Origin of the sequence: Lysinibacillus halotolerans, from assembly GCF_003711845.1 — a bacterium.
Taxonomy (GTDB): domain Bacteria; phylum Bacillota; class Bacilli; order Bacillales_A; family Planococcaceae; genus Ureibacillus; species Ureibacillus halotolerans.
On record NZ_RHLQ01000051.1, the window covers coordinates 1 to 22,357 of the forward strand.

Sequence of the window (22,357 nt, forward strand, 5' to 3'; positions counted from 1 at the left end):
AAAGACGATGAGGTAGATAGGTTCGAGGTGGAAGTGTGGTGACACATGGAGCTGACGAATACTAATCGATCGAGGACTTAACCAAATCTTGAATGCATTCAATGTCTTTATCCAGTTTTGAAAGAATAATAAATTTGAAGCAAAAAAATATAAAAAAAGTATTGTAATTGCTTTCAAATATGGTATAATAATACTTGTCTTTCGGTTTTAAGTCTAGTGATGATGGCAAAGAGGTCACACCCGTTCCCATACCGAACACGGAAGTTAAGCTCTTTAGCGCCGATGGTAGTTGGGGGCTTCCCCCTGCGAGAGTAGGACGTTGCTAGGCGGCTATCTAAATATTCCGAAGTAGCTCAGTGGTAGAGCAACCGGCTGTTAACCGGTTGGTCGTAGGTTCGAGTCCTACCTTCGGAGCCATACTTCTTGGAGAGTTGTCCGAGAGGCCGAAGGAGCACGATTGGAAATCGTGTAGGCGGGTAACACTGTCTCAAGGGTTCAAATCCCTTACTCTCCGCCATATTACTTATTGATTGGCCCGTTGGTCAAGTGGTTAAGACACCGCCCTTTCACGGCGGTAACACGGGTTCGAATCCCGTACGGGTCACCATTTGAATTTTATAAATCCAGTTGGAGGATTAGCTCAGCTGGGAGAGCACCTGCCTTACAAGCAGGGGGTCGGCGGTTCGAGCCCGTCATCCTCCACCATATTTAATTTATGGTATAATGAAAGTAACAAAATAATAATATTATCGCGGGGTGGAGCAGTTCGGTAGCTCGTCGGGCTCATAACCCGAAGGTCACAGGTTCAAATCCTGTCCCCGCAACCAAATGGTCCCGTGGTGTAGCGGTTAACATGCCTGCCTGTCACGCAGGAGATCGCCGGTTCGATCCCGGTCGGGACCGCCATTTTAAATAAAAACATGGGTCAGTAGCTCAGTTGGTAGAGCATTAGATTGAAGCTCTAAGTGTCGGCGGTTCGATTCCGTCCTGACCCACCATGTAGATATGTTGCCGGTGTAGCTCAATTGGTAGAGCAACTGACTTGTAATCAGTAGGTTGAGGGTTCAAGTCCTTTCGCCGGCACCATTCTTCGGAGGGGTAGCGAAGTGGCTAAACGCGGCGGACTGTAAATCCGCTCCTTCGGGTTCGGCGGTTCGAATCCGTCCCCCTCCACCATTTCAAAAAAATAGGGGCATAGTTCAACGGTAGAATAGAGGTCTCCAAAACCTTTGGTGTGGGTTCGATTCCTACTGCCCCTGCCAATTTTTTAATTTAAAACTAGTTATTACGGCGATTGTGGCGAAGTGGTTAACGCACCGGATTGTGGTTCCGGCATTCGTGGGTTCGATTCCCATCAGTCGCCCCATTCTAAGTTTTAAAATAAAGAAATTGAACATAAATATAATTATGGCGATTGTGGCGAAGTGGTTAACGCACCGGATTGTGGTTCCGGCATTCGTGGGTTCGATTCCCATCAGTCGCCCCATATAAACTTAGAATTACTATCTACATTATATTTTTGGGGTATAGCCAAGCGGTAAGGCAACGGATTTTGATTCCGTCATGCCCAGGTTCGAATCCTGGTACCCCAGCCATTTTGCGGAAGTAGTTCAGCGGTAGAACACCACCTTGCCAAGGTGGGGGTCGCGGGTTCGAACCCCGTCTTCCGCTCCAAAAAGTTATGGCGGCATAGCCAAGTGGTAAGGCACGGGTCTGCAACACCCTTATCACCGGTTCGAATCCGGTTGCCGCCTCCAAAATTTTAATCGGTATGACCGATCTTTTTTTTATCTTTTTTTAATATGCCGGTGTGGCGGAATTGGCAGACGCGCACGACTCAAAATCGTGTTCCATCACGGAGTGTCGGTTCGACCCCGACCACCGGTATTCTTAAATTAATTTTAGTTAATTTTAAAAAGATTTTATTGCTCGTAAGCCTTGATGTATAAGGGTTTACGAGCTTTTTTTATATTTTAGACTTTTGATAAAAAATGATTAGTTTTCGAATGATTTTACACATTTTTTACACAAATTTTACCCAATCATTTTCTCGAAAATCTTTACGGTTGCCTGATCATCTTTTTCTCGTAACTCTTTAATGACGTGGGTATACTCTCTTAAGGTTGTATCGATGTCACCATGTCCAAGTCGTTCACTTACATAATGAATTGACACATTTTTATACAAAAGCACACTGGCATGTGTGTGACGTAACCCGTGAATTGAAATCGGAGTAATACCAAGCTTGCTTAAAGTTTTCTTTAACAGCTTGTTTGCATTGGTATTGCTTATAACTTTGTATTTTGAGGTAGGACTATAGAAAACCAACTGATGAATATTTGTAGGCATGGTTTTAAATAGTTTTTTAAAATGAGCCATGACAGTTGGATTCATTGTTATCGTTCGCACAGATTGTTCATTTTTTGTTGGTCCGAAACCTTCAGGGTGACGTTTCATATAACCCCAGGTTTTATTAATTCTTATCGTATTTTTTTGAAAGTCAAAGTCCTTCCTTGTAAGTCCAACCATCTCGCCAAAACGCATTCCAGAAGTTAATCCTAGTAAAAGCAGTGAATAGCCTAATCCGTTATCAATATTCTTCCAGATCTCTTTTAATAACATCTGGCTTTCTTTATAGCTAAGATGTTTTTCTTCTGATTTTTTGGCGGGTACAGTATAAGTTATTACAGTATTCCTTGTAAAATCACGTATGATTTGTTCATCCATTGCGTCCTTTACACATGCACGAATATGGGTATTTACCTTTTCTACTGTTTCTTTAGCTCTACTAGAACCAAACTGATTAATAAACATTTGATAATCATGTCTGGTAATCTCTTGTAAAGGGTTTGCTCCCGAAATATTCTTTGATCGCTTTATAAGTGTACTCGTAATGCTTTCGAGTAGTAACACTTATATTTGTTTTGTAAAGCCTAACCCACTTGTCAAAATACTCATCTATTGGCACTGGAGTTAGATGAGGAAGAAGTCCTCTACTTAACTGCGCTTCTATTTCTGCAGCTGCAATTTGAGCTTCTTTCTTAGTTCGAAAGCCTCCCTTTCTTATAGGTTTTGATTTACCGTCAACCATACGGCTAACAGTAAAATACCATCTATTACCTCTTTTTTGATAACTAGCCAAATTATTCCCCTCACTTTTTCATTAGGGTGGCCAGGTTGAAATAGGTCACCCTTATCTTAACAATTTTCTTTTCTGTTTTGTAGTTACTTAGTTTAGATTGATTATTGTGCTGTTATTGGGAAAAGATTCGGTGAAAATTCTTATCTAAAAAGTCGGCCATTTTAGATGCTTGAAAAGACCATGTTTGACCTTGAGTTTTTGGATAGTAGACAAATCCGCCATGCTCTACATCAAGAATTTTTCTAAATTCCGATGGATAAAGAATATTTTCTTTGATCCATTGATGTTTTTTATTCGTTCTTTCTTCAAGATCTTTCATAGACCAATAAACTCCTACTAACTGCTGCTGTTTAAGTTCCTCCAGCTCTACTTTTGAAATTAATACTGAATCAGATGGGATAGGGATAATTAGATTAACTGAAAGTTGTTGTTCCAATTTTCATACCTCCACAATGTTGATTTTTCGATTATTTCAGCACAAAAAAATGCTCTTACAACAAGAAACAGAATCTCTAAGGACCTGTAACTTATTGCAAAAGCATTTTTGTTTTGCATTTTATCTAAAGTGTAATAGTTTCTTTACAAGTTTATTGTTATAAAGAAATTTATCAAAGTGGTTTTTTATGCACAAAATAAAAAACACATTACTGATAAGTGCGGTCTTCAAGTAGAAAATATTGTAGTACCTTATCACAAATGCATTTTATCTTTAGTGTAATAAATTACTTTGTTTTTCAGTTTGTAAATATAATATACAAGAAGTTGGTAGATTAAGTCAATAGTTATATTTTTAAAGCAATAGATTAGTATACTGTTAGTATAGAGGTAGTTATAAACTATTGACCGTACTACCACTGTTACGTTTACAATTAATAATAAGTGGGGTATTGGAGGGATTTTGATGTCAAAAAAATATTATACTGTGGGTGAAGTTGCTGAAATATTGAATATCGATAAAATAAATAGGAGTCAGGTTCATAAATTGCTAGAGAGAATCGGAATTAAACCTATGATAGGAAATAACAAATATAAGAAATATAGCGTAGAATCAATAGAGAGGGCTAAAGAATTAAAAAATGTTAAATGCAAAACAAACATACACTACAAAGATATCATTTCAATTTGTGATATTGTAGAAAATTGTACTTCTAGGGCTGGTGCTGTTAAAAGAATATATAATATATTCAAGCATTATGATTGTACAGCTAATCGCTTTTATACATTAATGTTTTTTATGAATTGTTGTAATTCAATTATAGGTTTAAGAAATGAAACAAGAGAATTAGTTGAGGAGATAACAGGTGTTCTTAACAAAAATCCACATGAACATGAAAACCTATACTCCATATATAATTATTATTTAAACCAAGCTTATGTGATGGATTTACTTATAGAACTATCCGAAATTGAACTAGAACCAGATATAGAATTTTGGGATTTAAATGTAATTAACTGTTTTCTTGACTATATGATTAAAGTTGAAAATAACAATTTGCCAAATAGTAAAAGAATAGATGAAAACTATATTACTGATCTATTGCCTAGTTATGATTTTCAATCACAGAATAATCAACTAATTAGAAAGTTGGAACTCTTATTAAATAAATTGAATGATTTTTATGGTGATACTAATCTTGAGTATGAAAAATGTATTAATATTTTTGCACATGCAATCTCATTATTGACCATAAACGTTTTTGCACCAACTAACCAGATAAATTAGTTGATTGCTGAAATCAAAAAAGTATTTGCTGGAGGTAATTATGTCAATTATTAAAGGTGGTGCAGCAAGGTTTAATGGTGTGATATTTTATTCAGAGAAATATATTTCAAAAGCCATTAGGAACAGAGATGGAACGCTTAGTATAAATATTACTAAAAGAAAGGATACTTCAAAGTTAGATAGAGTTATTAACAAAATCCCTATAATACGTGGATTATTCTTATTGATAAATCCGATTATAGTAATGTGGAAACTTTATCTATTTATATTTCTTCCACTTTTGGTTCTGCTTGTATTAATGACTCGTAATAGTGTAATAGCATCAGGTTCATCAATGCTCGTCTTATCAATTATTGCTGAATTGATTCAAAGCCATTTTTTATTACTACTTACAATTATATTGGTTACATTTGGAGTAATTTGTAAAATAACAAACCTAGGTAAGTATCATGCTGCTGAACATATGACAGATACATCATTTAGTACATTATCCAGTCTAGCGATATCAGATGTAATTATGCAATCAAGAATACATAGACGCTGTGGATCAAATATTGTGGTCTTTTTCTTCTTTTGGTGCTACATCTTTTCTTTTTTTATTGCAGACTTACTTCTCCTAGGTGTACTCAGTGTTTGTTTGGGATATGAATTATTTCTAATTCAATCAAGAATGCTTACACCTTTTTATTGGATTGGTGGTTTTATACAATATACTCTATTCACATCAAAGCCATCATCAAGGCATGTAGAAGTTGCTGTAGCATCATATGAAGCTCTTTTAAAAGCGGAAAGAAATGATAATAAAGTATAGATCATTTTTAAAAATGAATATTGACACTTTTTGATAACTATTTTAGGATAAAGATAAATAAATATTATAAATCACTTTCAGATAAAACGCTCAGGCGTCAAGAATTATAAGATCTTATGGTCTTATAAATTGGCGAACTGAGCGTTTTTTTTGCGTTTAAAACGAAAGGGAGGAAAAATTGTATGAACTTAGTTGATTTGTTAGTAGCGAGGCAGAATGAAACGCCAGAAGAAAAAGCGAAAAGGTATAAACAAGAGCAAAAACTTAGATGGAAAGAGGAGGGGAATCATTTATATGAATGGAGACGCAGATTAGGATTAACAAGAACATTTATAGCGAATCAAACTAGGGTAAATCCTAGTCGGTTACGAAGGTTAGAACAAGGTTTACCTGTTAGAGATGCAAAAATAATATGTAGATCTTATGAAATGGTATTGGAAAAAGTAGAAAAGGACATGGAAACTGAAGGCTAATTGAGCAAATATATTACTGGAAGAAAAAATAATACAAACTAAATGGAAAAGTACAATTAACCAGGTAGGACTCAAGAAAAATATTTGTTTTTGTAAAAACGGAAGAAACATTGAAATATAAGGATTCAAAAATTCTTGAAAAATCCTTATAAATACAATGCTTGTATTTAGTAGCTTATATGATTCTACTAGTTACTTTACCCACTTGCATGTGCATTAGATGCTATTAGTGAAGTAATGTTATAGATTGGACTTTTTATTGGTAGAAATTGAAAGTATTTTATGAATTACGCCATTCTTGAAGGTAATAGTACTTTTAGAAAAATATCTCAATTAGGAAATGGAGGGATAAATCATGTTGAAATTTAATCATGAAAAGTTAAGAGCTGCAAGGAGAGGAAAAAATTATACTCTACAGGACGTTGCTGATAGATTGCAGATTGAACTCCATGCTTACTGGCGTTTGGAGCAAGGGCAAACACAATTAAAGGTAGATCAATTGTTGAAACTCATACACATTTTTGATAAACCACTGCAATATTTCCTAGAAGAAACAAGTACATTTCATGAAGTCAATGACAAAATAACAGATTTAAAAATACTTGTTAAAAAACTGGACCATAATGAGTTGGATATTGAAAGCTTTCAAAAAGGTATTGAAATGGTAGAGACATCATTAATACCAAATTTAAAATAAACGCAAAGTTTTTATGAATATAGCAACTGCAATTGAGTAATAGTTTTTAAAATATACAGGACATGCACGACCAAAATGGGGGAGAGTTTTGAGATGCTTCATACATTTGAATTAAAGTTAAAGACAAACTTTTTTATGATTAAAGCATTAGAGAAAGCATTTGGGAATGATTTGATAACCAAATTATCCAGCAATAGATATTACTGCATTTCAAATCCTATAGAAATTCCAGGAATACGAAGACTTAATATTAGTGATTCAGGTAAAGGTATTTATTATATTACTTTAGAGATAGAACCTGAAGTACTATTGAGAGGAATGTTAACTGTAGCGTTGTTCGATTGTTCTCAACATAATGTGCGAAAGCTTACTGATGCACTGAATGAAACTATATTATCGATACATGAGGCACTTCCGGAATTAAGTGGTGGTTGGAATTTATCACGAGTTGATTATGCTATGCAAATTCATTCAACATATACAGATGTCTACGTCTCACTAGCAAATAAAGCTAAAATACCACATCACTATGAAGACAAAATAAATAAATCTGGAAGTATGTATAGGCAGTCTAAAAGTGTAAGGTTTAATTTTTACGACAAATATGACTATATGAAGAAACAGAATGTCTCTGATACGCTAATAGAGTCTAGTCGAGGTATCTATCGTATAGAAGTCCAATACCGTACCACAAGAGCACTTAGACATATAAGAAAGAAATATGAGGCTTCAGCAATGTTTGATTTATTTGACCCAGATATTGCATTCGATATTATTCGTAATGCATATAACAAAAATATTGGTATGGAGAATTACTACAAATTTTGCTTAGCTGAAAATATTATATCCTCTTGCAACTTAACTAATAGTATGAAATCCAAATTAATTAGCCTACTAAAATTAATAAAATGTGCTGGAACCTATGAGCAAACTATCGAAGCTATAGATAATAATAGTTGTATTGTCCCCAGTGATTATAAACAGAATCTCCAGCTATTCAAAAGGCATGAGAGGAAGCTGAGAAGAATTGGAATAAATCCAATTCTTTTACCTGATGCATTTGAATTAGATTTTTTATCGAACCCGTTTAATGAATTTATGACTGAATATCAGCGTATATAGTCCAGTAAAAAAATGATAAAAATAAAGGAGAAATTCGTTGTGAATATTGTTACTGTAAAATATGATCAAAAGTTATTTTCTCAATACAAACAGTTATCAAATGAACTAAAAATGGAAAAAGATCTAATTAGTGAAAAGGAATATTGGTCGAGATGGAGACAGTTAGAAGAATTAAGAGAGAGATTACGTGGAAGCATAAAATCCTCTAAACAAATTGCTAGAGAAATAAGGGAATCTGGTAAACTAGTAATTGTTAAAGGCAAAATAAAAGAACCAAAATTATTGAATCATATTTCTATCCACAATTTTATTACTTTATGTGAAAAGGACTTTGGAACAAGTAAGAACTATATTTTAGATTTTAACGGCAAAATTGAAGATGTAACATGTAGAAGTTGTCTTGACATATATAATCATTGTTATAAAAATGATAATAACATTCATGAAATTGACAATATTGTAGATTTACGTTGTGAAGTCTGTGCAGGATATATAAAATTTCGAAGGGATTTATATATTCGTGACAACTTTAATTTGTGCAGGAAATGTTGTAAAGAATTATTGGGTGAGAAATATGAGGAAGATCGATTAAAAAGGTGGAAAGAATTATGTTATTGGGCCATTGAAAAGCTTAAAGAAAAAGATTTAAGTAGGACTAAGAATGAGTTTAAGCTTCAATTTATACCAAATGTAATTGAACAGTTTAATGAAAAGGGAGCATTAAGTATCAAACAATATTTAATAATCGTTGATATGCTTTCGGGAAACAGTTGGACATTTATCAAGAACAAAGAAAGAGAGTTGAACTGGTGTCCACATACTAATGCAATAAAATAAAGTGGGCAATTATTGCCCACTTTCTATAAGCAAATCATAGACTACATGTTCAGATTATACTTTTAATTTAACATCGTATGGTTCAATGATGATGATTAAATCATCTTCTCTGAGGCCGACATCTCTTTGCAATTCTGATTTTATAAAGTCAATCATTCCTTCATTGTATGTTTTTAGGAATATCCTGGCTAATTCTTTTCCAGCTACATTATAAAAGACAATAGAATCGTGAAGTTGAATATCACGTATTCCAACCAATGGATATCGTACTTTTTCATAATCAAATTTGATTGGCTCCAAGGTGCCAATATAGCAATTGAAGCACGAATGAATTAATTTTTCCTCCTTTGTGCCGATATACCCCTCTTTGTTTTCAATTCTTTCTCCGCATAAATGACAATAATGCATTTACATCATTCCTTTCTGAATTTTTAACTGAAAATCATCTGAAAAAAAGTATTAGAAATTAATCACTTCCTTGTAAAATAGTAAAAATAAATAGTTTGCAATATTTATAAGATGAAAAAATAAAAATTAGAGAGAGGTATGAGAGGAAAGGCTACGGAAACGCTAGTAAATTTCTTCATCTATGCTAATAATTGCGGATAATAAACATCGAAGGAGTAAATATTTTACCCGAAGGGGTGCTGATAAATGAGGCGGTATAAAATGATATACTCGGGGCTCGAATTCTCGTTACATAGGGTAAAATTAATACTAGGTTGGGCTAGAAAATTTTATAAAATTTTAATGCCTAATAGGGGAATATTTTTTATGAAACCTAGTGAAAGATTTAAAATATCATTAAAAAGGGGGATGAACTAAGTGAGCGACAAAGAGAATTATGTAGATAATAAAGAGACGGAGGAAAATGGTAATAATTTCTATAACACTGATTCTCTTAGACCAAAAGATTATCAACTTCCATACATAGGCGAAGAATTTAAAGAGCGGATTAATGAAATTCAAAAGCAATTTCTTTCAAGTGTACAACCAGTTATAGATTTAAGAAGAAAACTAATTGAACCTATTACTGAAATGCAAAAACAAATTAGCGAGGCTCTAAGACCATTTACACAAATAACAGAAGCCATTAATCAATTAACAGCACCTTTAAAGGGAATAGATTGGGATGCCTTAAGTAAAGCTGCGGCAGAAAGACTTAAAGAAATAGATGCTTTCTTAAAGGAACAAGAAGATAACTTATGGTGTATAGATGTTGACCTTTTAGATGCTCTCGAAAATGAAGAAGTAAGTAATTATGCAGATTACATTGATTCAAAACTAGATGAATATGTTCTGGAAATTACAAGTGATCCAATATATGAATTACATGTGTCACTGATTAAAGAAACCTATGGAGCATATAAAGCAGGATATTATAAGTTGTGTACGTTTCCATTGTTTTCTACATTCGAACATATAGTAGCTTCATGGTATGAAGGAAATATTACTGAAGAAGAAATTGCAGTTAATCTGAAACCTAAACAGAAATGGCTATATTATAAAATTCAAAAGCTGACAAATGAAGAAAATGGCCAAGAAGGCTTCATTAAAGTGTTTGCACAGTCTGTATTAAGAATGTACGAAAAGACATTTGTTTCAATTCCAGAACAACTTAACAAAGAACTAAATCGAAACTCAATTACACATGGATTCCATGATTACGATTCCATTACTCAAGAAGACGTTTTAAAATTATTTCAACTATTAAAAGCAGCATTGATATTAAAATATGTAAGTCCTATGGATTTTACAGAATAAATCTTTGCTAGTTCTACATCGAAGTTAGTTAATATAATCCTGTTAAGAGTCAGTGTCCCTATTCTTATGGTAAAATATAGTATAAATGTAACAAATATCGGAGGAGAAAACATGACAGTTAAAGCAGATATAGATTTTCAGAAAGATTTATTTGATGCAGCAAACAAGATGAGAGGAAGTATAGCTCCTTCAGACTATAAACATCATGTTCTTCCACTTATTTTTTTAAGATACCTTTCCAATAAGTTTGAGCAACGGCAATTAGAAATTGAAACGATGACAAAGGATCCAAGTAGCGATTGGTACGCACCAGACCAGGAAATGTATGAAATTATAAGTGAAGATCGAGACTTATATCGTGCTGAAAATGTATATTTTGTTCCAGAAGAATCACGTTGGTCTTATATTGTAAAAAATGCTAAACAGGCAAATATTAAAGAAATATTAGATATAGCAATGAAGCGATTGGAAGAAGAGAATCCCGAATTAGAAGGAATGCTACCACGTATATATCAAAGCTCAAATTTACCAGCAGAAAATGTTTCAGGTTTAATTGAAATATTTTCTAGAGACGTTTTTAGTGCTAAGGATGAAAGAAGTGTTGATATATTAGGTAGAACATATGAATATTTTATTAGCTCATTTGCTTCATCAGAAGGTAATAGAGGTGGAGAGTTTTTTACTCCATCTAGTATTGTTCAATTATTAGTGGCCATGCTTGAGCCTATTAGTGGAAAAGTCTTTGACCCTGCATGCGGTAGTGGTGGGATGTTTATTCAAAGTGAAGATTATACACCAAGAAAAAGAGAGCTTTCTTTTTACGGTCAAGAGAATGTGACAACAACCGTTCGACTTGGAAAAATGAATGTCCTTCTTCATGGGATAAATGCAGACATTCGATTAGGTGACTCATTACTTAATGACCAATTTCCAGATTTAGAAGCCGATTATGTTATCGCTAATCCTCCATTTAATCAAAAAGATTGGGGAGCCGAACGCATTTCTAAGGAAGATCCTCGATTAATTGGTCCGGTAACAAATAGTAACGCTAACTATATGTGGATGCAGCATTTTCTATACCATTTAAGCAATAAAGGAACAGCAGGTTTTGTAATGGCTAATGGTGCGATGACAACAAATCTTAGAGAGGAAAAAGAAGTTCGTGAACGTTTAGTGGATGAGGGCTATGTTGATTGTGTTGTGCAATTACCAGAAAAACTTTTCTTTACTACAGGTATTCCATGCTGCTTGTTCTTCTTAAGTAAGAATCGAGATGGAAAAGAAGGCTTCCGTGAGCGTAAAAACGAAATTTTGTTTATTGATGCTCGTAAAATGGGAACTTTAGTTAGCCGTAAACAAAAAGCTTTATCGAAAGAAGAAGTAGATAAAATAGCTGCTGTTTATCATAACTTCAAAAATGAGGGTACTTCCGAAGAGTATGAAGATGTTGCAGGATTTTGCAAAGTATCGACAATTGATGAAGTTAAAAAGAATGATTGTAAACTTACCCCAGGAATATATGTTGGAACTGAAGAGTCAGAAGAAGACGATGTACCATATGAGGAAAAAATGACACAATTAACTCAACGACTTATTGAGCAATTTGAAGAATCAAATCGCCTTCAAGAGAAGATTAGAAAAGACTTGGAGGAATTGGTGTGATTAGATGGGAAGTAAAGAGGATTAAGGATATTGCGATAAAAGTAGGTAGTGGATCCACACCACGTGGAGGACAAAAGGTTTATATGGAAGAAGGCCCATATGCTTTAATTCGGAGCCAAAACATCTATGACTACGAATTCAAAAAGGATGGTCTTGTATTTATAGATGAGGAGCAAGCAAAAAAGTTAAAAAATGTTGCTTTACAAGAAAATGATATTTTACTGAATATCACTGGAGACTCGGTTGGAAGATGTTGCATTGTTCCAAAAGAAATTCTTCCTGCAAGAGTGAATCAGCATGTTGCTATTATTCGGGTAGACGAGAATACAAATCCTCATTATCTCATGTACTATTTGAATGACACACGAAATAAAGAAATGCTATTAAATTATGTACATGGTGGTACAAGAAAGGCTTTAACAAAAGGGATAATTGAAGATTTTGAAGTAAAAATTCCTTCACTTGAAATTCAAAATAAGTTAGCTGATATTTTAAGTACATATGATAGTAAAATTAAACTAAATCTGAAGTTAAACCAAACCCTTGGTGAAATATCTATGACTCTCTATAAGCATTGGTTTGTTGACTACGGCCCTTTTCAAGGTGAAGAATTTGTTGAGTCAGAGTTAGGAATGATACCAAAAGGATGGAAGATTAAAAAATTAGCTGAACTTGTTAATACTCAATACGGATATACTGAGTCAGCAACTGAAAAGAAAATCGGTCCTCATTTTCTGAGAATAACAGATATACAAGATCGTTTTATATCATGGGATAAAGTACCTTATTGCCCTATTGAGGAAAAGAATTATGAAAAATATAAATTAAATAAAGGTGATATAGTAATTGCTCGTACAGGTAATTCAACAGGAGCTGTAGGCTATATCAACTCAAATATTGAAGCTGTCTATGCATCATTCCTGGTTCGACTGACACCAAAAACCGATTATTTAAGTCCTCATTTTTTATACCTATTGACTACATCTAAAGAGTATCAGTTATATATTGAGAGAGCTGGGACGGGGTCAGCAAGAAAAGGAGCCAATGCTAAGTTGATGACTAACTATTTTGTAGTCATCCCGCCAAAAGAAATAATGGTTGCATTCCATAAAAAGGTTGATAACATATTCGAAAAGATCGAAAAAAATATTTGGGAGAATATTAACTTGAAAAATATTAGAGACTATCTTCTTCCTCGTCTCTTATCTGGGGAAATCGATGTAACAAAAGCAAAAAAGCATGTTGAGGAAGTACTATAAAATGATCTACTAACGGAGGTGAAAACATCATGACTAGACCTCTAGGTGAATCTGAATTTGAAGAAACGACGATAGAACGGCTAAAACGATTAGGGTATGAATATCTTCATGCTCAAGATCTTTTCCAACGTGGTGAGAGAGAACGACTACAAGAAGTTGTTCTTCCAAACCGCTTGGAGAGTTTTTTAAAGAAGAAGTATCCATTTATTCCAGAATTGGATATTAAACGTTTGGTGTCACTTTTCCTTTTACCAGAAGGGGTAGGTTGGCAAAATCGGAACTTTGAGTTTCATCAATTAACGGTTAAAGGGATCGATTTTAAATATGAGATAGATAATGAAGAAAAGTTTGTTCATGTCTATCCTATTGATTGGGAAGAGCCTAAAAATAATGATTTTCTTGTAGTCAACCAGTTATCGATTGAGGGTAGAATGTCACGGAGACCTGACATTGTTATTTATGTAAACGGTCTGCCACTGGTTGTTTTTGAATTAAAAGGTCCAAATAACCCAAATGCAAGTGTATTTGATGCCTATACACAAATTCGTAATTATACGTCGGATATAGCTCAACTTTTTGAATATAATGCATTTGTAGTTGTTTCAGATAACACTGAAACGAAACATGGTATGCCTTCAGCTCCCTATGACTTCTTTGCATCGTGGAAGTCAATGGATGGTGAAACAGTTGATAATAATAAAGCTAATACAATGCGGACACTTATAAATGGTTTGTTTCCGAAAGAACGTTTATTAAATTATGTCCGTAATTTTATCGTCTTTCTCGATAAAGGTGGTAGTAATCATGTTAAGATCGGTGCAAAGTATCACCAGTATTTTGGTGTTACATTTGCAGTAAATGAGGCAATACGAGCAACACGACCAGATGGTGATCGTCGTATCGGAGTTATGTATCATACCACGGGTTCTGGAAAATCATTAAGTATGTTATTTTTCTCAAATATTCTATCAAAGCATCCAGAGTTAGAGAATCCAACTATTGTTGTTCAAGTTGACAGAACCGACTTGGATCAGCAGTTGCATGACACTTTTATGGAAGGTCGCTCCATGATTGGTCATATTGAACATGCCGCAAGCTCTGATGAGTTAAGAGATCTATTAAAAGGAGAAGCAGGTAAAATTGTATTTTCCACCATTGAGAAGTTTCGTTTAAAGGGCGGGGAAGAGCACCATCCAGTTTTATCTGAAAGAAGGAATGTAATCGTTATCTCCGATGAAGCTCATCGTACTCAAAGTGGATTTGATGGAGGATTTGCTGCTCAGATGCGTTATGCCCTTCCTAATGCTTCATTCATTGGTTTTACTGGTACACCTGTACAATTATTAGGAAACAATACACAAGAAATTTTTGGACACATTATCCATCGATATGACATGGCTCAAGCTGTTGAGGATAAAGCAGTATTACCACTTTATTATGAAAGTAGATTAATTCCTTTAGATTTAACTGGTGGAGATATCAATGAAGAGTATAAACAATTAATGCAAGATATTGGTTCACTTGAAGAGGAAACAGAAGCATATAAATTAAAATGGGCAGCATTAGAAAAAGTAGTCGGTACACCAAAGAGACTGAAAACGTTAGCTCATTCTATTATTTCTCATTTTAATGCAGCTGCAAACCCATTTCAAAAAGGAATGGTTGTTTGTATGAGTCGTAAAATAGCTGTTCGTTTATATGATCAAATGCGTAAAATTCCTGATTGTCCAGAAGTAGAAGTAATCATGACTGGAGAAGTATCAAAAGATCCAAAAGAGTGGCGGGAGAAAAATGAAGGAAGTAAATACGCCCATATTAAAACCAAAGAGGAACAAGAGGAAGTTAAAGCACGACTTCGAAATCCAGATGATCCATTAAAATTGGTTATTGTTGTTAGTATGTGGCTAACTGGATTTGACTCACCTAATTTATCATTCCTATATGTGGACAAACCAATGCATGGTCATAATCTGATACAGGCGATTGCAAGGGTAAACCGAGTGTTTCCTGGAAAAGAGGGCGGTCTGATAGTTGACTTTATTGGCATATCAACAAATTTAAAAGAGGCAACACAGAAGTATACTGGCAATAATGCAACAAAAACATCCGATGCAGATATAGGACAAGCTTTAGAAATTTTTTATCGTAACTTTGAGAGAGCAAAAAGCTTTATACCGAAACAATATGATATTTTTAACTGGCGGTCTTTAGATAAAGTAACAAGGGAAGATTTGATTGCAGACATTGTAAATGATCAGCTAAATACAGAGCCTGAGGAATTTATTGAGGAATGTGTAAAGGCAGAAAAAGCTTATACACTTGTAAAGCACAGAGATGAAGTACTTAAGTATGCAAATGCAATAACGCTAATGCAGATGGTGAGAATTCAACTTAGAAAACATATAGCACCACCTCCTTTTCGTCCAGAGAATAATCAAACACTTGAAGAACGTTTAACGAAATTAGTAGACGATCATCTATTAACGAAAGAACCTGTTGATTTATTTAAAGTAGCAGGAATTGAAAAGCCTGATATAAGCATTTTAGATGAAAACTTTCTAAAAGATACTGAAAAGAAAGAGCATGAGGATTTACGCTTAAAACTCTTGCAAAAATTGCTAGAGGATCATATCCAGCTGAATTATAAAAAAGGAAGCCCAAAAGAGCGGGACATGAATGAGCTTCTTCAGAAAACGTTAAAAGACTACCATAATAGAATCATTCAAGCTGCTGATGTAGTTAGAATGATGGTACAAATGAAAAAGGAAGTTGACGAAGAGGCAAAGCAAAGACAAGAATTGGGCTTATCTGATGAAGAAATTGAGTTTTATAAAGTGATAACTTCATTGGAATTAGAAGCGTTTGATAATCAGTTTATTGCCGATTTGATACACAAAATTGTAATAGAAGTTAAAAAACAGCTTTCGGTGGATTGGACGAGTGAACATCGTCGTGATATTTATGCAAAGGTCAAATTAGCAGTTAAGAGAGTATTGTTACGAGAGAAAATAACAGGAAAGCAGCTTGAGTTTATTACAAACGCTGTCATGGAGCAGGCTGAGGAGCAGTATAGAGATTGGCCGTTGAATGCATGATACAAAAAGTTTGTAAGTCCCAGAATAAATTCCTAAGGGAAGAGAGTTTGAGTAAGCAGGGATTTATCTTAAATTGGCATTACAAACAATCCAATAATTTGAGTAGGGGGAAAAGCGTATAAGATAGTATCTGTTTTGCTTTTCCCCAGCTTTATATAAGTATGATAGATTTATCTAAAGGAGGGAATATGTCTTGGAAGCAGGACCAATTAAACTATTAAAACTGTTAGGTGAACATAAAAGTACGTTTAATATACCAGTTTATCAGAGAAATTATGAATGGACCAAGGATCAAGTTAAACAATATTTTAGAGATGTAGAAGCTATTTTAGAAGAAAACTCTGGAGGTGGACATTTTTTAGGTACTATCGTTTTTGTATCTAATGAGAAACCTGGTCTAATAATGGAAAGGATTATTATTGATGGCCAACAAAGAATAACAACAACATTTTTGCTTTTAAAAGCTATATATGATTTGTTGGATGCAAATAATCCTGCAGAAAAAGGCCGTAAAGAAGAGATTTTTGATACATATATTATTAATAAATTCGTTGATGATCAATATAAATTAAAATTAAAACCTGTTGAGGATGACAGAAAAGCCTACTCAGATTTAATTGAATCAGTTCCTAATGCTAAGGAATCTAAAGTATTTACTAATTATGAATTATTTAAAACACTTATCAATAACTCGAAATATGACCCAAATTCAATATTTGACGCACTTTCTTTAGTTGAGATTGTATATATTTCTTTAGATAAAAATTCGCCAAAGGAAAATCCACAGATAATTTTCGAAAGTTTAAATTCTACAGGTCTTTCTCTAACGGAAGCAGATTTAATTAGAAACTTTGTTCTAATGAGTTTAGATTATGATGATCAATCTAAATTATATAAAAAATATTGGATAACAATCGAAAAGTTTCTTTCGAATGCAAGGATATCAGAATTTATACGGGGCTTCTTGTCAATGAAAAGTGGAACAACGGTGAATAAACAAAAAGTTTACTCAGAGTTCAAAAAGTTTTATTATAAAAATCATTACTCTAGTGAGGACATCTTAAGAGAGTTAGTTAAGTATGCGAAATATTATCATTGGTTTATTAATTTAAATTCTGATATAGAATCTATTAATGAGCGGCTATGGAGTTTACAACAATTGAAATCTACTGTCGTCTATCCTTATTTGTTAGAATTATTTGATGACTTTTTTCATAAACAAGTCATTGATGAATTTGAATTGATACAAACAATTGAACTTATTAACTCTTACTTATACAGAAGAGCCATATGTGCAAAACCAACTAATGCTCTAAATAAAGTATTCGCTTCAATGGCAAAAAATGTTGCTGCTAATAAAAACGCAGGGAAATCGCATATTGATTCTGTTATTGATTATTTAATGAGTAAAGACGGAAGTGCAATTTTTCCGAGGAATGAAGAGTTTAAGCGTCACTTCGTAGAATTTGAGATTTATCGCAGTAGAAAAGATATAGCTACATACACTTTATATAGTATAGAAAAGCACTTTCATAAAGAAGTTGTTGAAAACATTGATTTGACTATAGAACATATAATGCCTAAAGTGATAACACCAAAATGGAACATTGATTTAGGAAGGGATGCAGAAGAAGTACATAAGGTGTACAGAGATACTATAGGAAATCTTACATTAACAAAATACAACTCGGAAATGTCTAATAAAAGTTTTGGGGAAAAGAAAGATTTTTATGCTAATTCTAATATTAAAATTACAAGGGATATAAATCAATACGATAATTGGAATAAAGAAAGTATTATAAATCGAGCAAACAAATTATTTGAGATAGCTAATGAGATTTGGCCCATGCCAGTAGATAATTATAAAGATACAGAAGGTAATGTACTTCAATCAAGTATTGAATATTCAATATCTGAAAACTTAAATGTCACAGGCTATAAGCCAGACAAGCTCATTTTTGATGATGAAGAAATAGTAGTAACCACCTGGAAAGAAATGCTTACAGAAATGTGTTTACAACTATTAGATTTCGATAGAGAACTATTTTATTCACTATTACAGAATAATAATTATAAAAAAATAATTTCTACAAATCAGGAAAACTTTAGAAAACCAATAAATATTACTACCGATATATATTTAGAAACACATTTTAGTGCAAAAGATATATATAGTTATATACAATTATTGGCAAAAGAATACGGTATTGAGGAAGATGTATATTTCATAATTAAATAGATTTTTTATACTTGTATTTTTTTATAGAGATATATGATTACAATAGGAACATCTGATGTTAGAACCCGAAATTGTGGTCAGTAAAAAAGCAAGTTATAAGCATTTTAAATGAAACTTTATAGAAGGCATTGAGAAGAATGTTTCGCTTTAACTACCACAAAAGTTACTAGAATATTTTATCCATTCAAACCAAAAGAGCGTTATTAACGAACTTCTTTAGAGAACAGTTAAAATAAGGTGATTTTTATGTCAAATAATAATGAAATACCTAAAGATGTACTGAAATTTATACAAGATTCCATATCTAAAATTCCTGTAATCGTAATCGGAAGTGGTGCTTCGGCAGCATATGGCATAGCGGGTATGGGGCAATTAGCAAACTATCTTACGAAGGAAATAATTGCTACTGAAGATGAAAAAGAATTGTGGGAGAAATTTAAGCAATATCTAAATAATGGTTTAGACCTAGAAACAGCATTACACAAAGTGGATATTTCCAAACGTTTGGAAAAAGAAGTTGTTTTAAAAACTAAGGAATTAATCTTACCAAAGGATATTGAGATTAGAGAGAAATTGGTTTTAGGTGAGGTAGATATGCCTTTAAGTTTATTAATAACGCATCTTAGTGAGACGGCTAATCCTCAAATCAAGATTGTAACTACAAATTATGATCGCTTAGTAGAATATGCAGTTGATTATGCAGGTTTTAATTACTACTCTGGATTTTTAGGAAAGTACATACAAAGATTTGATGGAAAATTTAATAAGGAAAAAGTATTAAATAAGATTGAGATTTTAAAAGTTCATGGTTCTCTTGATTGGTACACTACCTCAATAAACGAGATATTAGCATTGCCAGATAGCTTTCAAAATACAGAAAACCTATTTCCTGTAATGGTAACCCCTGGTAAAAACAAATATCAACATACTCATGATGATCCTTTTAGAACATTAATTACAAGGGTGGATACGGTCTTTCTAGAAGCAAAATCATTATTAATTATAGGTTTCGGATTTAATGACGATCACATTCAGCCAAAGTTAATGCAGAAAATGAGGAATTCCCAAACACCAATTATTATAATTTCAAAAGAATTAACACCAAAGGCAAGAGAGTTTATAAAAACAAACGAGAATTCAAAAATACTTGGTATTGAAGAATGTGGGGAGGGTTCTAATCTAGTATTTCCTAATAGAGATGATTTAGAGATTAATTTATCGATCTGGGAATTAAAAGAATTCATAAAAACATTTACATAGGAGAGGATAAAATGAGTATATTTAATTATATGGAGGATGATTCTTTAGGTAAAGTGATTGCTGTTGATACTGCTAGTGTTGTAATAAAGGTTGAAAATATTGAAAGATTACGTAGTATGCAGGTTAATCGTCTTGTAGCTCTTAGGAGTAGTAGGGCTGGTCAGCATCTTATTGGCATGGTTCAAAAAATTATTCGAAAATCTATAATGAACGAAGTTGTGGAGGAAGAAGATATTTCTGAACCTTATGAAGTAAATTCCGATAATACTGTAAAAGTAACATTAATAGGGACTTTTTTTAATAGATATATAGACAAATCCAATGTCTTTAGACGTACTTTAGAAACTGTTCCAGAGATTGATGCAGATTGCTTTCCTATTGATGGAAATATTTTAACAAACTTTATGAATGCCCTTTCATTTCATTCTGGAAGTGAAGTTAATGCGCTGAGCCTAGGTAATTACACTTTAGATGAAGAGGCGACTGCATATTTAGATGCAAATAAATTTTTTCAACGTCATGCAGTAATTGTAGGAAGCACTGGTTCTGGAAAGTCATGGACTACGGCCAAACTTCTAGAACAAGTGGCGTCTCTAAATCATTGTAACGCAATACTATTTGATTTGCATGGTGAATACCATACTTTAAGAGAAGAAGGAATAAAACATTTTAAAATAGCTGGTCCAAGCGAAATTGATAGTGAAAAGAGTTTGAAAGACGGGATACTTTTCTTCCCATATTGGTTATTGGGCTATGAAGATATGGTGAATATGTTAGTTGATCGGAGTGATCAAAATGCTCCAAACCAGTCTATGTTAATGTCTAGAACTGTAAATGATGCAAAAAGAAAGTACTTGGAGGAAATTGGAGAAACAGAAATACTGAATCATTTTACTGTTGATAGTCCTATACCATACTGTTTAAATAGTGTGCTAAAAACACTCAAAGAATTAGATACCCAAATGGTTCCTGGAGCAAAACCAAATACTCAAAAGCAAGGACAGTTTTATGGGAAACTAAGCCGTTTTATTGCAAGATTAGAAAATAAAATGAGTGATAAGAGACTGGGGTTTATGATGAATCCCCCTAAATATGTCCAAGAATGGAGTTGGATGAATCAACTATCAAAAGCTCTTTTATCTGGAAGGGATCATCAAATCAATAAGCAAGGTGGAGTAAAAATTATAGACTTTTCAGAAGTTCCGTCTGATGTACTCCCGTTAGTAATTGGTAGAATTGCCAGTCTGGTTTTTTCTATTCAGCAATGGACAGAAAAAGAAAATCGACATCCAATTGCATTACTTTGTGATGAGGCTCATCTCTATGTTCCAGAAAACACTGCTTCCACCAGCAACGTTGAGGCTGCACAAAAAAGTTTTGAGAGAATTGCCAAAGAAGGTAGGAAATATGGTGTTGGATTAGTTATTATTAGCCAACGACCTTCAGAAGTAAATAAAACAATTTTAAGTCAATGTAACAACTTTATTGCAATGCGATTATCAAATGCTGAAGATCAAAATGTAATTAAAAAGCTACTACCGGACAATTTAGGGGGAATAACTAATATTCTACCAATACTTGATCAAGGAGAAGCGCTAATTGTAGGAGACGCAAGTTTACTTCCGAGCAGGATAAGAATCTCTGAACCAGTAAATAAACCAGATAGTGGAACTATTGATTTTTGGGATGAATGGATGAAAACAGAGAAAGAAAATGTAATTGAAGATGCAGTAAGGGCATGGAGATTACAAAGTATGCAATAATTTTATATAAGTAATTCATTTCACAATATTAAATATACGATGCTTAATCCAATTTTATCTTCCACAACTGGAAGCATAATATATATCATCATTACCATATTTATGATAGATTAATAGGTCGTGAGAATTTGAATCTATCCCTTTGTTTTTCTGGAATAATTTCTAATAAAAAATTTCAGTTACCTTTAAATCGTTATAGTGAACCTCATTATATTTTAGTGTTTACCGACTTGAATGTCGTAATTTACTAGTTTTACACAAATTTTACACATTGCTTTTATAAACCCAGTGTTATCAAGAGTTGAAGACCTATTTCGATCCCGACCACCGGTATCATACTGCTACTGAGAAAGCAGTAAAAGTAACGTTTCTTACATTATGTAAGAAACGTTTTTTATTAATTCTTTTAAAACCACGTGCTCTGCACGTGTGAAAATATACTTTTAGAGTGGTAATGGAGATGGAATTAAAAACTCCTCTCGATATAATGAAAATGGCCGTCAAACCAAA

At 33.3% G+C, this 22,357-nt stretch carries 17 protein-coding genes, 16 tRNA genes and 2 rRNA genes; 31 read left to right on the forward strand and 4 right to left on the reverse strand.

The features are described 5' to 3' along the window. The 18 genes from EC501_RS15515 to EC501_RS15600 all read left to right on the forward strand — a co-directional run. A 23S ribosomal RNA gene (locus EC501_RS15515) occupies nucleotides 1–85 on the forward strand; the annotation flags it as partial. Nucleotides 86–212: 127 nt separating this feature from the next. Then, a 5S ribosomal RNA gene (gene rrf / locus EC501_RS15520) occupies nucleotides 213–328 on the forward strand. A gap of 14 nt (nucleotides 329–342) precedes the next feature. Further along, nucleotides 343–417 (forward strand) — tRNA-Asn (locus tag EC501_RS15525). An 8-nt stretch (nucleotides 418–425) separates the two neighbouring features. Beyond that, nucleotides 426–517: transfer RNA gene (locus EC501_RS15530), tRNA-Ser, on the forward strand. 15 nt (nucleotides 518–532) lie between these two features. Further along, nucleotides 533–607 (forward strand) — tRNA-Glu (locus EC501_RS15535). A 22-nt stretch (nucleotides 608–629) separates the two neighbouring features. Continuing rightward, a tRNA-Val gene (locus EC501_RS15540) sits at nucleotides 630–705 on the forward strand. 45 nt (nucleotides 706–750) lie between these two features. After that, a tRNA-Met gene (locus tag EC501_RS15545) sits at nucleotides 751–827 on the forward strand. 3 nt (nucleotides 828–830) lie between these two features. Next, nucleotides 831–906: transfer RNA gene (locus tag EC501_RS15550), tRNA-Asp, on the forward strand. Nucleotides 907–922: 16 nt separating this feature from the next. After that, nucleotides 923–998 (forward strand) — tRNA-Phe (locus EC501_RS15555). A gap of 12 nt (nucleotides 999–1,010) precedes the next feature. After that, a tRNA-Thr gene (locus tag EC501_RS15560) sits at nucleotides 1,011–1,086 on the forward strand. A 6-nt stretch (nucleotides 1,087–1,092) separates the two neighbouring features. Next, nucleotides 1,093–1,176 (forward strand) — tRNA-Tyr (locus tag EC501_RS15565). Nucleotides 1,177–1,188: 12 nt separating this feature from the next. After that, a tRNA-Trp gene (locus EC501_RS15570) sits at nucleotides 1,189–1,262 on the forward strand. Between the two features lie 28 nt (nucleotides 1,263–1,290). After that, nucleotides 1,291–1,366, forward strand: a tRNA-His gene (locus tag EC501_RS15575). 44 nt (nucleotides 1,367–1,410) lie between these two features. Continuing rightward, nucleotides 1,411–1,486 (forward strand) — tRNA-His (locus tag EC501_RS15580). A gap of 34 nt (nucleotides 1,487–1,520) precedes the next feature. Beyond that, nucleotides 1,521–1,595 (forward strand) — tRNA-Gln (locus tag EC501_RS15585). A gap of 4 nt (nucleotides 1,596–1,599) precedes the next feature. Continuing rightward, nucleotides 1,600–1,674: transfer RNA gene (locus EC501_RS15590), tRNA-Gly, on the forward strand. Nucleotides 1,675–1,683: 9 nt separating this feature from the next. After that, a tRNA-Cys gene (locus tag EC501_RS15595) sits at nucleotides 1,684–1,757 on the forward strand. A gap of 47 nt (nucleotides 1,758–1,804) precedes the next feature. Then, nucleotides 1,805–1,887, forward strand: a tRNA-Leu gene (locus EC501_RS15600). 147 nt (nucleotides 1,888–2,034) lie between these two features. Here EC501_RS15600 and EC501_RS15605 read toward each other — a convergent pair. The 3 genes from EC501_RS15605 to EC501_RS15610 form a co-directional block, all read right to left on the reverse strand. Next, nucleotides 2,035–2,814, reverse strand: coding sequence for a site-specific integrase (locus EC501_RS15605; RefSeq protein WP_338322902.1), 780 nt, complete (start codon nucleotides 2,812–2,814; stop codon nucleotides 2,035–2,037). 7 nt (nucleotides 2,815–2,821) lie between these two features. Beyond that, nucleotides 2,822–3,142, reverse strand: coding sequence for an Arm DNA-binding domain-containing protein (locus EC501_RS18760; protein ID WP_338322903.1), 321 nt, complete (start codon nucleotides 3,140–3,142; stop codon nucleotides 2,822–2,824). Nucleotides 3,143–3,254: 112 nt separating this feature from the next. Next, nucleotides 3,255–3,578, reverse strand: a complete 324-nt coding sequence (locus EC501_RS15610; RefSeq protein ID WP_122973279.1) for a DUF771 domain-containing protein — start codon at nucleotides 3,576–3,578, stop codon at nucleotides 3,255–3,257. A 465-nt stretch (nucleotides 3,579–4,043) separates the two neighbouring features. Here EC501_RS15610 and EC501_RS15615 point away from each other — a divergent pair, with 465 nt between their 5' ends. From EC501_RS15615 to EC501_RS15640, 6 genes are all read left to right on the forward strand, one after another. Next, nucleotides 4,044–4,865: a helix-turn-helix domain-containing protein gene (locus tag EC501_RS15615; protein ID WP_122973280.1), complete on the forward strand. Its 822-nt coding sequence runs from the start codon at nucleotides 4,044–4,046 to the stop codon at nucleotides 4,863–4,865. A gap of 40 nt (nucleotides 4,866–4,905) precedes the next feature. Then, a complete protein-coding gene (locus EC501_RS15620) occupies nucleotides 4,906–5,676 on the forward strand; it encodes a DUF1385 domain-containing protein (protein ID WP_122973281.1) in 771 nt (256 codons plus the stop codon). A 182-nt stretch (nucleotides 5,677–5,858) separates the two neighbouring features. Continuing rightward, nucleotides 5,859–6,149, forward strand: a complete 291-nt coding sequence (locus EC501_RS15625) for a helix-turn-helix domain-containing protein (protein ID WP_122973282.1) — start codon at nucleotides 5,859–5,861, stop codon at nucleotides 6,147–6,149. Nucleotides 6,150–6,504: 355 nt separating this feature from the next. Then, a complete protein-coding gene (locus EC501_RS15630) occupies nucleotides 6,505–6,846 on the forward strand; it encodes a helix-turn-helix domain-containing protein (protein ID WP_122973283.1) in 342 nt (113 codons plus the stop codon). Nucleotides 6,847–6,939: 93 nt separating this feature from the next. Beyond that, nucleotides 6,940–7,968, forward strand: coding sequence for a hypothetical protein (locus EC501_RS15635; protein ID WP_122973284.1), 1,029 nt, complete (start codon nucleotides 6,940–6,942; stop codon nucleotides 7,966–7,968). Nucleotides 7,969–8,007: 39 nt separating this feature from the next. After that, entirely contained in the window at nucleotides 8,008–8,805 is a 798-nt protein-coding gene (locus EC501_RS15640; protein ID WP_122973285.1) for a hypothetical protein, read from the forward strand. Nucleotides 8,806–8,859: 54 nt separating this feature from the next. On the opposite strand, the gene EC501_RS15645 is transcribed toward EC501_RS15640, so the two are convergent. Beyond that, on the reverse strand, nucleotides 8,860–9,213 hold the full coding sequence (locus EC501_RS15645; protein WP_122973286.1) for a hypothetical protein: 354 nt from the start codon (nucleotides 9,211–9,213) through the stop codon (nucleotides 8,860–8,862). A 417-nt stretch (nucleotides 9,214–9,630) separates the two neighbouring features. Here EC501_RS15645 and EC501_RS15650 point away from each other — a divergent pair, with 417 nt between their 5' ends. From EC501_RS15650 to EC501_RS15685, 7 genes are all read left to right on the forward strand, one after another. Next, nucleotides 9,631–10,569, forward strand: coding sequence for a hypothetical protein (locus tag EC501_RS15650; RefSeq protein WP_122973287.1), 939 nt, complete (start codon nucleotides 9,631–9,633; stop codon nucleotides 10,567–10,569). Nucleotides 10,570–10,680: 111 nt separating this feature from the next. Beyond that, nucleotides 10,681–12,231, forward strand: a complete 1,551-nt coding sequence (locus EC501_RS15655) for a type I restriction-modification system subunit M (protein WP_122973288.1) — start codon at nucleotides 10,681–10,683, stop codon at nucleotides 12,229–12,231. Further along, nucleotides 12,228–13,490, forward strand: a complete 1,263-nt coding sequence (locus tag EC501_RS15660; RefSeq protein WP_122973289.1) for a restriction endonuclease subunit S — start codon at nucleotides 12,228–12,230, stop codon at nucleotides 13,488–13,490. The genes EC501_RS15655 and EC501_RS15660 overlap by 4 nt, the downstream gene beginning before the upstream one ends. Before the next feature lie 29 nt (nucleotides 13,491–13,519). Then, a complete protein-coding gene (locus tag EC501_RS15665) occupies nucleotides 13,520–16,585 on the forward strand; it encodes a type I restriction endonuclease subunit R (protein ID WP_122973290.1) in 3,066 nt (1,021 codons plus the stop codon). A 193-nt stretch (nucleotides 16,586–16,778) separates the two neighbouring features. Continuing rightward, nucleotides 16,779–18,824: a DUF262 domain-containing protein gene (locus tag EC501_RS15670; RefSeq protein WP_122973291.1), complete on the forward strand. Its 2,046-nt coding sequence runs from the start codon at nucleotides 16,779–16,781 to the stop codon at nucleotides 18,822–18,824. 246 nt (nucleotides 18,825–19,070) lie between these two features. After that, nucleotides 19,071–20,084, forward strand: coding sequence for an SIR2 family protein (locus EC501_RS15680; protein ID WP_108073342.1), 1,014 nt, complete (start codon nucleotides 19,071–19,073; stop codon nucleotides 20,082–20,084). 11 nt (nucleotides 20,085–20,095) lie between these two features. Beyond that, nucleotides 20,096–21,847 (forward strand): ATP-binding protein, encoded by a 1,752-nt coding sequence (locus EC501_RS15685; RefSeq protein WP_108073344.1) that lies wholly within the window; start codon nucleotides 20,096–20,098, stop codon nucleotides 21,845–21,847. The last annotated feature ends 510 nt before the right edge of the window (nucleotides 21,848–22,357 follow it).